The 12,915-nt window shown below is 51.8% G+C and carries 9 protein-coding genes; 5 read left to right on the top strand and 4 right to left on the bottom strand.

The window, feature by feature from the left end; genetic code table 11:
* The first annotated feature begins 528 nt into the window (after positions 1 to 528).
* Positions 529 to 1,320, top strand: coding sequence for an adenylate/guanylate cyclase domain-containing protein (locus ABWV42_RS08480; RefSeq protein ID WP_353339739.1), 792 nt, complete (start codon positions 529 to 531; stop codon positions 1,318 to 1,320).
* A 248-nt stretch (positions 1,321 to 1,568) separates the two neighbouring features.
* Positions 1,569 to 2,674 (top strand): IS3 family transposase gene (locus tag ABWV42_RS08475; protein ID WP_353339738.1). Its coding sequence is split into 2 segments (ribosomal slippage): positions 1,569 to 1,779 and positions 1,779 to 2,674, totalling 1,107 coding nucleotides; the frame shifts between segments, so codons are not numbered across the junction.
* A 189-nt stretch (positions 2,675 to 2,863) separates the two neighbouring features.
* Here the strand turns inward: ABWV42_RS08475 and ABWV42_RS08470 are convergent.
* The 4 genes from ABWV42_RS08470 to ABWV42_RS08455 all read right to left on the bottom strand — a co-directional run bounded on the left by ABWV42_RS08470 (position 2,864) and on the right by ABWV42_RS08455 (position 8,462).
* The gene (locus tag ABWV42_RS08470; protein ID WP_353339737.1) at positions 2,864 to 3,616 is read right to left on the bottom strand and encodes a DUF3800 domain-containing protein; all 753 of its coding nucleotides are present in this window, start codon (positions 3,614 to 3,616) and stop codon (positions 2,864 to 2,866) included.
* Positions 3,617 to 3,818: 202 nt separating this feature from the next.
* Positions 3,819 to 4,718: an HNH endonuclease gene (locus ABWV42_RS08465; protein ID WP_353339736.1), complete on the bottom strand. Its 900-nt coding sequence runs from the start codon at positions 4,716 to 4,718 to the stop codon at positions 3,819 to 3,821.
* Positions 4,719 to 5,211: 493 nt separating this feature from the next.
* Positions 5,212 to 6,177, bottom strand: a complete 966-nt coding sequence (locus ABWV42_RS08460) for an HNH endonuclease family protein (RefSeq protein WP_353339735.1) — start codon at positions 6,175 to 6,177, stop codon at positions 5,212 to 5,214.
* The gene (locus ABWV42_RS08455) at positions 6,174 to 8,462 is read right to left on the bottom strand and encodes an AAA family ATPase (RefSeq protein WP_353339734.1); all 2,289 of its coding nucleotides are present in this window, start codon (positions 8,460 to 8,462) and stop codon (positions 6,174 to 6,176) included. Before ABWV42_RS08455 ends, ABWV42_RS08460 begins: the two co-directional genes overlap by 4 nt.
* Positions 8,463 to 8,604: 142 nt before the next feature.
* Between ABWV42_RS08455 and ABWV42_RS08450 the strand changes: the two genes are divergently transcribed.
* The 3 genes from ABWV42_RS08450 to ABWV42_RS08440 all read left to right on the top strand — a co-directional run bounded on the left by ABWV42_RS08450 (position 8,605) and on the right by ABWV42_RS08440 (position 12,869).
* Positions 8,605 to 10,260, top strand: coding sequence for a hypothetical protein (locus ABWV42_RS08450; RefSeq protein ID WP_353339733.1), 1,656 nt, complete (start codon positions 8,605 to 8,607; stop codon positions 10,258 to 10,260).
* A gap of 567 nt (positions 10,261 to 10,827) precedes the next feature.
* Entirely contained in the window at positions 10,828 to 11,241 is a 414-nt protein-coding gene (locus tag ABWV42_RS08445) for a DUF2924 domain-containing protein (protein ID WP_353339732.1), read from the top strand.
* Positions 11,163 to 12,869 (top strand): recombinase family protein, encoded by a 1,707-nt coding sequence (locus ABWV42_RS08440; RefSeq protein WP_353339731.1) that lies wholly within the window; start codon positions 11,163 to 11,165, stop codon positions 12,867 to 12,869. The genes ABWV42_RS08445 and ABWV42_RS08440 overlap by 79 nt, the downstream gene beginning before the upstream one ends.
* Positions 12,870 to 12,915: the final 46 nt, after the last annotated feature.

Here is a 12,915-nt window from a genome sequence, read left to right as displayed (position 1 = left end):
ATTCGCGATTGGAGAGACTACTTCGAATGTTCTCTGGGCAAAAAGCTCGTTAGAGGTGGGAAACTTCAAGATCCGCTTAGCTATATGTCATTCAGAGGACAGACCGTACATGCGGTTTTTGGTTACCTTAGGAACGGTGGTAGCGCAGATCTAGTATATTTCTGGTGCCGGGGTCTTTCCCAATTGCGTATTGAAAGTCTGGTAAGTGAAAACTACGAGACCTCATTGCTTCGATTGGCTTCTATGTTATCGGATGTCTGTAGCGTCCGACCCAAGTTCGTACAACTTCGAATGATATGGGAAGGAAAGTTTTCTGAAGCCACAGATTTTCTTGGTCCCGACCGCGACACTTTCGACCTTTATTGGTACGAGAGTAATGATCTGATACTTGCATGTCTTTACGATAAGGACGAGTCTGGTCAAACTGGACGCTCTAAAGACCGAAGTAGTTCATCCACGCTATTGGAGTGCTTGGCCTTCCATTGCGACTATTTTCAATTGCGCTCGGTACTATCGAATAGCGCTCCAATGCGATACCTGAACAAGGTTTTGGATAGCAAACCTGACCGGCTCGTGAAAGCACATCTCGAGACGAAACTCTTTAAACCTGACACAGAGAATCGTGAGAAACGTTTTGAGTGGCCATGGCAGCGTTCAATTAAGTATGAATTGGAACAGCTGGGCTCTGAACAGTGTCACCGCCTAGAATACAGGCCAGTTCCAACAGTGTCTTTGGTTGCTGATTTAAGGAAGTCTACCCGAGCTCTGGAGCAACTTCCAAGTGAATATGTCGGCGAATACTCTGCCTTCCTAACAGCGATAGTTGATATAGCCAAAGAAACAATTTTTGAATTCGGTGGCTTTTTTGACAAAGAGACCGGGGATGGCATTGTCGGTCACTTTGTTGACTTTACCCAGCTTGGCGAGATCGATTCGGCTCGTAAACGAGCCTTTCATACCGCAGAGAAAATGATCCAAGACATCAATCTTAAGTGTGTTTCCTTACAGAAGAAGCTTCATTTGGGGGTAGAAGGTCTGGGGATTTCTGTGGGTGTACACCAACAAGACGCAGTTTGGGTAACGGAAGCCGATCAGGTGCGCGCGATAGGGCCAAGTGTTGTTTTGGCTGCCCGCCTTTGTGGAGATGCCAACCGAAACTCAATTTTTGTGTCGAACAGCTTTTTTGAGACACTGCATCATGAGCTTCCGTCATCTACATTGTCCAAATTCTCAAAGAAAGAGTATTCTGGAAAAGAGCATGATCCGCACGTGGGATTGTACGGATATCAAATAGGGATCGGGGAGGCTCTTGAACGCTAAATTGTTTACGCAAGTTGTATTCTTATTGGCTACTTCCGCAAGTGGAGACGGGTTTGTAGATGACGTCAAATTTTAATTCAAAATTCGTTGTTAGGTCTGGCTATAAGAACTTGATCGAAGTTCTTTGCAAGAATGTTGGTGTTGGATTTGACCCAGCCCCCTGAAATCCGGCCATTGAGGTGTTAGTAACCCGTCCAATTAAAGGATGGACTAAGAAACGCAGATTTTCAGACGAATAGATCATCGGAATGATCAAAGAATATGAAGCGGGTGTTAAGGCGCAAGAACTGTGCCGCCGCTATGGCATCAGCGATGCGACTTTCTACAAATACAAAGCGAAGTTTGGCGGAATGAACGTGTCAGATGCCAAAAAGTTGCGCGCTTTGGAGGACGAGAACAACAAGCTGAAGCGCATGTTGGCGGATGCGATGCTCGACAATGCAGCTTTGAAGGATCTCGCGACAAAAAACTACTGACGCTTGATGTGAAGCGAAGAGCCGTGCGTGACGTGATGGATCAGCACGGCTTATCTGAGCGTCGGGCGTGTGAATTGGCTGACCTGCATAGGTCTGTCTTTCAGTATCAGAAGCAAGGACATGGCGATGATGCTCTGCGAAAGCGGTTGCGTGAACTGGCGAATGAACGTCGCCGGTTTGGCTATCGCCGCTTGGGCATTTTGCTGGCCAGAGAGAGCTTTGAAGTGAACCACAAGAAGCTCTTCCGTCTGTATCGTGAAGAAGGTTTGGCCGTGCGTCGCAGAAGGTCAAGAAAGCGAGCTTTAGGCACACGCAGACCTATTCTGGTGCCGGATCGCGCTAGTCAGCGTTGGTCGTTGGACTTCGTTTCTGATGCTTTTGAAGACGGCCAAAGGTTCCGTGTGCTGTGCATTGTAGATGACTGTACACGAGAGGCGCTGGCAACCGTCGTAGATCGCTCATTGTCTGTGGCCCGGCTAACCCGTGAACTGGATGATCTGGTCCATCGCCGTGGTCAGCCTGACATGGTTGTCTCTGACAACGGGACGGAGATGACCTCTCACTCGGTTCTGAGGTGGTGCCAGGACACTGGCGTGAACTGGCACTACATCGCTCCGGGGAAGCCCATGCAAAATGCCTTCGTTGAGTCGTTCAACGGAGGATTGCGGGACGAATGCCTGAATGAACACATCCTCGGCAATCTCGCTGAAGCCAGAAAGATCATCGAAAACTGGAGAATTGACTACAACACCCAACGACCACACACATCACTTGGCGGACTGGCACCAGCCGTTTATGCCAATCTCAACCGTGCCACCCGGCCTGCTTCGCCTGAGCTACGCAAAGGCTCAGCTCAGCAGGCCTTGACCGCAACCTAATCACGAGAAAGAAACAGGAACAGTTTCTACATCTAAACGGCCCGGATCAAGGGGCTGGGTCAGCGTTCTAGCAATTCATTCAATTGAACTCTTCGAGTGATCGGCCAATGGCTGCCGTTCACTACAGTGAGCGGATGCTGCGATGCAGCCCTACAAAGAAGACCTTCACCTAAGCTGCAGTATTGGCAGTCAAAACAGAGACGAGGATCGCCCGTTTAATGCGGCTAGTGGGCCGATGGCTGCCTTGTCTAGTTCTGATACTGTACCCATGTCGAAGCCGCCACGTTTACGAAACCAACGCCCGATACCGTAAGCGAGTGCATCTGCAATCTGAATTCCATGAACGAGGTGGGATGGAGCCGTAAGTATGCCACCACCAATCAACCAAGGAACATCTTCACTTCGATCTACCACAATCGAATTTCTTGGTCGATCCTGGTCAACCAAGATAGCAATCGGCCGATTTTCTTCTCGATGTTCCAACACTAACGACCGGAGCGCAAATCGTTTGAGCGCTGTGTTGCGGTCAAGTCGAGGGTCTCCGTGGCGAGAACCTTGCATTCTAGATCGGATGTCGGAGTAGTCTTCATGCGAAACCCAAGCGTAACGCATTGATGCATTGGCCTGCTCGATGAGCGCGCCCAATAGACTGAGAGCTTCGACCCTCTCATAGTATTCGACATTTCTCCAAGAGGAGTTTCCCTTGGGGTTTACTATTTCTGCAGCGTGAAATTCACCTACGCCAAGCCGTTCGAGCCTCTCGATCATCCTGCTTCTAATTTCGGAATAGTGGTCAGAAGCTATTTCTAATCCCACCACAACACGAAGATCAGGGACAAGCTCGGGAACCTCTTGACCTTGGAACTCAGTCTCATCGACAAATACTAGTGTCTGTCCTGGCCGGATTAGTTGTGCATCAATTTGTGAAAGACTCAAGCACATGTTTATTGCCTACATCTTGGTGATCATACATGGCAAACCTGCTCCGCGCCGTCACTAGCGTCCCATACCGGACTTTTAACTTCCCTGACCGATGTTGCGATGCTGCACCTTAAACTAAACTTTATCTGCGGTTGCGAATTCGGTGATGGGGGGCTCAAACACTCAGACGCGGCCATCATTGCTTGCAAATGTTAAATTGGAACTAAGTTTTGCGGAAGATCTTGGTTCGATGATATGCCATATAGGATGCTTGCTCTTTTGTAAGCGGTCTCTTCTCAAGAACTGCCGATAAGCCCCATGCCAAATCCACCTCAGGCGGAAGCGAAGGGCTCATCATCATTGCGCCGTTGTCCTCGAAGGAGATGTAGCCACGGTCGAACAAGCGGTCAACGTGTGGGGAAAGAAGTAGGCCATTGTTACCATCTAGTTTTTCGAAGTCGGTGCTCTTCGACCAAGGTTTGATGTGGCTCGCGGTCAAGAAACGGCCGTCAGAGATCTTGGTAATGCGACATCCGACCTCGTGTTGCTCTAGGTTCTTTCGATACTGACCTTGACCAACACGCGACTTAACAAGCTGGTACTTTTCTGTAACCCCAATGTCAGTTCGGTTCTGGATTTCGCGCGCTTGCCCCTCTTCAAGGGTCAAATCAGCTTGTTGGCCTATGAGCGACAGTAGGACTTCGGCCATGGGTTTCGGGATTTCAGCGAGATAGACTTGGTTACCGCTGCCATCAGCGCGAATTGGCGAGTATCTCTTGGGCAGGAGTTGCGCTAGTACATCCATGTGTGCCCTTGGCTTCATTGGGTTGTTGAGCTCTTCGTAGTCTTCTTGCACCAACCACCCATCTGTATCCCATGCGTCACCGGCTTTTCCAAACTCCTTGGGTTTCTCCGCCGAACGGGCCATTGACGAAACCACACCAACGGTCTTTATGAAGGTGTCTGCAAACGAGAATACGATGTCGCCCAAGCTGACCTTAGTCATGTTTCGATAGAACTGGTTAAAACCGCCATCTTTGTTGGTTTTAAGCGACCACATGTAGCCGCAGCCAATCTCGGCTTTGTAAGTTTGGTTTTGATTGACCCACCAATAGCGCGGCATGAGAAATTCCTTTGACGGATAACGAATGCGGCTAAACCTAAATGACAAGCGGCCAGATGCAAATGGCCATGTGGAGACCGCTCTGGCTCGTTGCTGACCTTCGCTGCTCCCGGCCCTTTGCGGACCTACAACCCGAGTGCTGTTTGCTGCGATCGCATCCCGCTTTCCCGACATTGGCTAGGAAAGCAAAAAAACTGATCATTTCAATGTTTGATCGGCGGACTTTTCTGCCATTGGTGTTTACAATTTGAACGGCTGGTGTAGGCGTTGTGCGACCGCAGCCCCCCATAAAAAATTAGGTGCGCAATCATACCTTCGCTAAAACTCATTATCACCACAATGTAGTGCCATGAATGAGCGATAGCCTTGCCTTTGCTCCCGTCATCACAGAAATGTTTGTCCGCTTGGAGTTATTGGGGCGGCAACAATATTCTCAGACTTGCTTCTGGGCCTAAGTTTGCTGCATTTCTCAGCTATTCCCAAAACCCGGCTGCTAAGTGATGAGGTCCATTGGCTCGATCTGTACCTCGCGCAAGGTATCAAACTTTCCTGCGGCTTCCGAACTACGGACCCAATCACGTTTGGCGGCAAGATACTCCTCTTGCGGGCTGAACATTGAGGCGACACCGGCAAGTGCGTCTTCCACCAGTTCGTCCTGCTGGGCCAAAAACACAGGGTCATCTACCACAGCACTAAGCTGCGCTCGGAAAGCCACTTGCTTTTCCAGGTGAGTGACGGCGATGTCCAGTCGATCCAAAGCCGCCTTGCGCTTGATCACCAGCTCATGACGGAGCAGCGCATAAACATAGATCGATGCTTCGCCTCTGGGGGAGGCGACCCCGTTTCGAACCCTTGCGCGCACCGTGCCATCGGGAAAAAACTCGAGATGCTCCTCGGGATCGTCCTCACAAGGATCAATCAAAAGCTGGGATGGCGCTTCTAGATCGATCTGGCTTTCGTGATGTCGAACTCGGACGTTCTCATCCGCCAACGGAAATTGAGAGGTTTTACCAAGGACCAGCGTTTGCGGCTGATTCGCAACTTTGTGCTCGCGGGCGCGGTTACAATCCACGCAGGACAATAGAAGGTTGGTCCAATCCCCAGCGAGCCAATAATAGCCGGGCTTCAGCTCAAACTCGCCCGAAGTGATTTCGTTCTTAGGGCGAAAATGCTCGACGTCACTGGGTGTAACCGCCCCAAAATCGCTTTCGCAATAGGCGCATTTGGTGCCAAAGACTTTGATCAGTTCTGTTCGCAAGCCCTTGTTTTTGTAGACCGTAAATGAGGGAGATTTCTTGTCCGTGATCTTTTTGTTGTCCGCAAAGTGAGCCGGGTCCGAGAAAAAGTTGCAAGCCTCGTCGCGTTCTTTTTCATAGGGCGGGACCTTGGGGGCCCTGGTGCGGTTACGATTATAAACAGGCAGATCAGGGGTGGCGGGGTTGCGGTTGATCTTCATCATCGCCTAATCCCCGCGTTGCGCAGCGCGTTTTGCCACATTGAGCCGATCTGGTCGGCGACCTCCTGTTCCAGGGCTTGTGGCGCCTGGCGCGCGCTGGTGTCCTGTTGGGCCAGCAGCTTGTCGATGGCGGAATAGAACAGGGTTTCGCGCTGCGAATTGCCCATTTGCTGGCGGGATTTCAGGGCCTCTTCCAACTGCGAACGTTCTGCCTCTTGCGCCTCAGTCAGTTCTGAAAGCGCCAACAACGCATAGTACTGGTCGAACATAGCTTCGACATCCGGGTCGATGGTCGATTTCAGACCAAAGAAATCAGAGGTCAAAAGCTGATCCACGCGCAGTTCCGCAGGCGATGGCAGGTCGGTCAGCGGATCGATAAGCCCTTCCTGATCGCGGCGCATCACGACGACTTCACCTTCGGTTAGGCCGCGTAGGCAAAGCGGCTGGTGCGTTGTCGCCAAAAATTGCACCCCGCCCAATGCCTTGCGCAGTGCGCTCACAATCTTCATCTGCCACGTCGGGTGAAGATGGGAGTCAAGCTCGTCCACCAGAACGACGCCCACAGCTTCGCTCAAATCCGGCCAGATCCGCGACAGCACATCCAGCATATCTGCGGCCATCGCCAGAACTGTACGAAAACCGTCGCTTAAGTCTTTCATGCGGACGGTTTCACCGGGCCATTTGATGACAATTTCGGTGCGGTCCTCATTGGGTTCGATCTTGGCGGACTCATCGAGATCAAGCAGATCCCGCAGGATGTCGCAGGCCGTTTGGTATCGCATGTCGTCCAGCCCCAGCAGCCAGGTTTGGGCGTCGATCAGTGGGACAAAGGAATGAAACAGATTGTCGATGCGTGAATACTGTCCTCCGGCCTTGACCATCTCGGCCCCGCCAGCCATCAGACGTGTGGCGCCGTAGGCCAGAACCAACGTCTGCGCTTCCCATCCGGTTCCGGAGCGACGACCATCCGCATAAATGGTCATCTGGTCGCCTTGCGGGCTGAGAAACTCCAGCCGATCAGGATAGACCGACAAAATGTGCGCCTCGGAAAATCCGCTTAGCCGCACTGCGATTTGGCCATGATCGCATCCAGAGCGAACCATAGCGCCGGGTTCGATCCATTTTTCCTCAATCAGCCGTTGCACCTGGTCATAACCAGACAGAGCCAAGGCCACCGATTGCAACACCGTGCTTTTGCCGGTGCCATTTTCACCAAGAAGCATAAGCCACGATCGAAGGTCTTGTGTTTCGGAACCAAGGACAAGATCCAGATTACGAATGGCGCGAATGTTGGTGAGCTCGATCCGTTCGATCAAAGGTTGAAAGGTTCGGAAATCGGCCAGCCCCTGCGCGCTTCCAAAGGAATAGCCGGATTTGCTCGATATGAAATCCTCGCGTGAGGCACGGGCGCGACCGACGCGATCCTCGGTCGTCTCGTTGGTGCGCTCTGTCCCGTGGCTTTCCATTCTACCCAGCTGCGTCTGAAAATCGTCCTGCAAGGCCTGTTGGATCAGGTCCTGGATATGTTTGCTTAGCACCAATTGGCGCATCATGCCCGCAAAGGGCGCTTTATCAGAAACATACATTTCCAACTCTTCAGCGACGCCTTTGGAGTCGCTGGCGCCTCTTGCTGCTTTCAGAAGCGCTTCGAATTGACGGAGCCTATCACGGCGGGCCGCCACAAGATGCGGTCGGTTCAGCCCGAGAACCGAGATCGTGGTATTTCCCTTGTCCGTTTCGCCATAAACAATGCCGTTCATGTCAAAGGCAAGGTGGTCTTCGGGATGGTCCGAAGTTGGATCAATCAGCAAGGCCTGTTCTTGGGTCAGGTCACCTTCTGGTGTGTAAACGCGGGTTTTTTCATCGGCGAGTGGGAAACGGCTTCCCTTACCGAATATTGTGCGCTCTTTTACACCAGCAATACTATGATTTCGCTGCCGGTTACAGTCCGCGCATGCACTCAAAAGGTTATCCCAAGAGTTCGCCAACCACCAATATCCGGGGTGATCAGGAGCTTCAGTCACATTGGTTTTTGGACGAAAGTGCTCAACGTCCAAAGGCGCGCCAACGACCTTGCATTCGCAATACGCGCATTTGCCGTGAAATAGCGCATACAATGCATCGCGTACCTCAGAGCGAGAGTATTGCTTTAAACTCGGGCGGTCCCCCCTAGCGCCGCTCGCTTGTATTTGCTGCGCGAATTCTTCAATTTCTTGCACTGCGCGCTGGCCGACCCCGGTCTTGAGATCAAGCGGGTTTGGTACGCGGGATCGGTCAATGAAAATCATTTGAACATTCCAATTCCATCAATTTGACCAAGTTCACCGCAGCCCCCCTATCTTGGCAAGAAAATTCGCCTTTGACGAGAGTGGGGCGATCGCGCAAACTTAAGAAGTTTTAAGAAATTACTTAAGAGATCGGAGCGCAATGATGGCTAAAGGAGAGAAATTTCGACAGGCGGTCATCGTTATTCATGGAATGGGCGAGCAGGTGCCCATGGAGACCGTGCGAGGCTTTGTTGAAACGGTTTGGAATTATGATCTACGTGTTATCGACAATCGCCGACCTGTGCGCGGAGAAGAGGATCTAGGAACCTCAAAACGGGATCGCAACCCGACCTGGAGCAAACCGGACCCACGCACCGGGCTTTATGAAACCGGGCGCATTACCACAGAAAAGGGCGACAACAGCTATTACACGGATTTCTTCGAATACTATTGGGCCCATTTGGTATATGGAACCACCTGGGAGCAAGTTCGAGCATGGATTGCCGGCCTGCTCTGGCGTAACCCCTTCAAGCGGGTGCCGCGCGGCGTGCTGTTTGCCTGGATTGCGCTATGGGTCGCGACCCTGACGATTGCCGGGGGGGCGTTGTGGTCTGCCTGGCCCAAGAGCGACATAGCGGAAACGACTTTGCCGAGTGTCTCTTTCCTTACTGGCGGGGTCAGTTTGGTTGCGGCCTGGTTCGTTTCCAATATTCTCGTCAAACGTATTGGCGATGTAGTGCGCTATACTCAGGCCGAACCGCCAAACATCGCCCGGCGCGAAGAAATTCGCCGAAAAGGCGTAAAATTTTTGCAATCCCTGATCGATCAACGAGACAGCGCCAAGCCAGATCAACCCTATTACGACCGAATTGTTGTGGTGGCCCATTCGCTGGGCTCCATCGTTGCCTATGACATCCTTTCCGAGTGTTTTGCGGCAAATGCCCGATCACTGGACACGACGTTGCCGGATTCGGCGCGGCAACCTGAACGCGACAAATTGGAAGAGTTCATTCGTCACAAACTAGGACTGGACACGAAAGACGACAAGCCGCCCGCGCTGGACGTGGAGGCCTATCAGAAACAGCAAGATGCCGCGCGCTGCGAAATGAACAAGATGGGCGGCACCTGGCCCGTAAGTGACTTTGTGACGCTTGGTTCGCCACTCAGCCATGCCGAGTTTTTGATGGCGGAAAGTCATGAAGACCTGCGCGCACTACAGAAGGAGAGGATCCTCGCAACTTGTCCGCCAACGCTGGAATATGATGGTACGACGCGACTACGGCATTTCAGCTATCGCAGGGGCCGCGCCAGTTTCATTGGGGCTTTGACCAAAGACGAAGAGAAACTTAATATCCCGCAGGACCCGAAGGGCGCAGATGCTGCGATTATGCAAGCCAATGAGAATAAGCGCAAAGAGTATTGCAAAGCGCAGGCCCAAATACCGCGCTGGCCACATCATGCCGCAGTTTTTGGGTACACCCGCTGGACGAATATCTATTCGCAGCATCGTGGAATCATCACAGGCGACATCGTTTCAGGCCCTTTGGAGCAACAGTTCGGGATAGAGGGACAAGCGAGTTACTTCTGCGGAATCAAGGATGTGGCAGTGATGCCAAAACTGAAGCCGGGCAACGAAGTGCCGGATTCTTCGCATCGAAGACGCTTTGTATCACACAACTCCTATTGGTCGATGGAAGGTGGTACAGAACGTAACAAGGATGATTTCGATGCCAAAACATCGGATCCTGGAAAACACCCGCATCACATCCGGGCGCTTCGCGACGCCCTGCGGCTTGGGGCGGATGATTTGAACGGATAGGGGAACCAGAATTGTTAGTGCCTTGTCAATTCTTTTTGCATCTTACACCATACCGATAGCAATCGTTCCCTACGCAAACGTCGAGCGCTTTTATCGAGTTCATAGACAATATCCCGAACGTCAGCTCTATGATCCGTTTCCACCCAAGTGGTGCTCCTGCAGCGAAAGTTCGCTTCCCGGCCTTCTCGAATATCACTGGACTTTGAGGCTTATGGCAGCGGTAATGGTGTCGAAAAATCTCGCCCGGAAACGCCGGGCTCCACTCAGTACCGGACGGGAGATAGGCTTCGGCAAAAGAGTGGAGAGAGTAAAACATGAAAACCTTAGGTGAAATCGTAGTGGCGCAGGTAAAGGGCGCAACTGGGAGACATGCGCGGCAAAAGCAATCGGCTGAGTTGAAGAGCTGCAAGCACGGCGCTACGACATCAGAAACTGATAGTTTCTTTTGCTGGCAGATTTGTAGGGCTCAGGTCGCGGGGGCAAAGCTTGGCAAGGTGGTCTCTCCTCTTGTAAGGGCGGATACCGACAAGAACGCAATTCTTTACCTGGTCGTGGGAGTTTAAATCCATGACGAAAAAATGCGCCGCGAACTTTCAACAAGAACTGGCTGGAATAGAGCAATTTGATCGACGTGATTGCCTTGAGCGCTGGAGAGGGGCCTTTGACAGACCTCCACCAAAGCACCTTTCCACACAGTTCATGAGGCGAGTACTCATCTGGGAGTATCAAACCCAAGAACTGGGTAAAGCCTCGATCATTACGGAAAGGCGGTTGAAGCAAATTGCAGTTGGGAAAGCAGTGCCTACAGTAGCCAAGCCAGGATCGCAACTGGTTCGGGAGTGGAATGGGCGCACGTATCAGGTTGAAGTCGTCAATGGTGGTTTTGTCATGGGCGGCAAGACATGGCGGTCGCTGTCAGCGATCGCTCGCCACATCACTGGCGCAAGATGGTCGGGCCCTCGCTTCTTTGGGGTGCAATGATGCGGCGTATTCGTTGCGCCATCTATACTCGAAAGAGTTCCGAAGAAGGCCTGGAGCAAGACTTTAATTCGCTCGATGCTCAGCGCGAAGCTTGCGAGGCGTTCATTGCCAGCCAAAAACATGAGGGTTGGGAACTGTTACCAGACCACTTTGACGACGGTGGTATTTCCGGAGGCCACCTCGATCGTCCCGCGCTCCACCGATTGATGCAAGCTGTTGACGAAAAACGCATTGATCAGATTGTGATCTACAAAATCGACAGATTGACGCGTTCCCTGACTGACTTTGCGAAGCTGGTAGACCGGTTGGAAGCGTCTAACACCTCATTTGTATCCGTAACGCAGTCTTTCAATACCGCTACCAGTATAGGGCGTTTGACACTTAATATGCTCCTCAGCTTCGCCCAATTCGAGCGAGAGGTTACGGCTGAACGAATACGGGACAAAATAGCAGCATCCAAAAGAAAGGGCATGTGGATGGGCGGAAGTGTCCCTCTGGGCTACCAGCCTGAGGGACGAACTTTGAAACTCGATGAGGCCGAAGCAGAAACCGTCAGAACACTATTTGAACTGTATCTTCAGCTTGGGTCTCTTAGAGAAGTGAAAGAGCATGCAGAGCAACTCGATCTAAGGTCGAGATGCCGCACTAAGGCGGGGCACCGAATTTCAGGCGGTACCCATTTTGACCGAGGCCACCTTCAGCACATACTTAGCAACCCAATTTATGCGGGCCGCATCCGTCACAAGAACAACGTTTACGAGGGGCTGCATCCAGCCATTATCGATCCGGATGTTTGGGAAAAAGTACAAGGTATGCTGAAGAGTCGGTCAGCTACAAGTCGAGGTTCCAAAAGGAAAACTGCCAAGTCGCTTCTTGCCGGTAAACTGTTTGATGAAACCGGTGATGGTTTGACGCCCAGCCACAGTCGTAAAAACGGCAAGCGGCTTCGCTACTACATTTCTCGCAGGTTAGTCAGAGATCGTAGTCAGAAGCATCCGGATGCCTGGCGTTTGCCAGCAGACCAATTGGAGGGTTTGTTGACTGAATTGGTGGAGCAACACCTGAGGAGAGCCGACGCGGCGGCTAGAATTGCCAAGGGTCTGGCGGCAACCGAACTCTTAGGCTTGTCGCAGAAGCTGGGGGAGATGGAAGGTTCTCCAGAATACCTCGCATTGATTGAACGATGCGAACTGCAGCAAGGTTACGTCAAAGTAAGATTAGATCGAGAAGGCCTGGCTAGCAGTTTTGGGTGCAAGCCGGATCAACTCGATGCCGCAAGTCTTGAAATCAATGCCCCCTTCCAAATGCGCCGGCGTGGAGTGGAACTAAAGCTCTTCTTGGGGGAGGCACCAGCAGAGGTTGATCAGACCTTGATTCAGAACGTCTTGAAGGGACGCAGATGGTTGGAAATGGTTATTAAAGGCAAAACGCTAGCAGAAATTGCTGAAGCCGAAGGAGTTTCAAAACGCCGTGTTCAGGACGTGGCCAACTTATCCTTAATCGCTCCTGATGTCCTGGATGCGATTTCACTAGGTGAGCAGCCAGCCGGACTGACCACGGACTACCTCATTAAAACGCATTTCTCGGCAGTCTGGTCTAAACAGCGAGAACAGTTTTCTTCGATCTGATTGAACCGGTCGACCCGTGTGCATTTTGAAGTGCTCAAAACTGGAA

It is taken from the genome of Pelagimonas sp. KU-00592-HH (assembly GCF_040369695.1).
Lineage (GTDB): Bacteria > Pseudomonadota > Alphaproteobacteria > Rhodobacterales > Rhodobacteraceae > Shimia.
Note: the sequence above shows the minus strand (reverse complement) of the source record. Positions and strands in the feature narration are given on the sequence as shown.

Coding starts and splice junctions, on each gene's coding strand:
- ABWV42_RS08480 (WP_353339739.1), top strand. CDS start 529: ATGCGATACCTGAACAAGGTTTTGGATAGCAAACCTGACCGGCTCGTG.
- ABWV42_RS08470 (WP_353339737.1), bottom strand. CDS start 3,616: ATGTGCTTGAGTCTTTCACAAATTGATGCACAACTAATCCGGCCAGGA.
- ABWV42_RS08465 (WP_353339736.1), bottom strand. CDS start 4,718: ATGCCGCGCTATTGGTGGGTCAATCAAAACCAAACTTACAAAGCCGAG.
- ABWV42_RS08460 (WP_353339735.1), bottom strand. CDS start 6,177: ATGATGAAGATCAACCGCAACCCCGCCACCCCTGATCTGCCTGTTTAT.
- ABWV42_RS08455 (WP_353339734.1), bottom strand. CDS start 8,462: ATGATTTTCATTGACCGATCCCGCGTACCAAACCCGCTTGATCTCAAG.
- ABWV42_RS08450 (WP_353339733.1), top strand. CDS start 8,605: ATGGCTAAAGGAGAGAAATTTCGACAGGCGGTCATCGTTATTCATGGA.
- ABWV42_RS08445 (WP_353339732.1), top strand. CDS start 10,828: ATGACGAAAAAATGCGCCGCGAACTTTCAACAAGAACTGGCTGGAATA.
- ABWV42_RS08440 (WP_353339731.1), top strand. CDS start 11,163: ATGGCGGTCGCTGTCAGCGATCGCTCGCCACATCACTGGCGCAAGATG.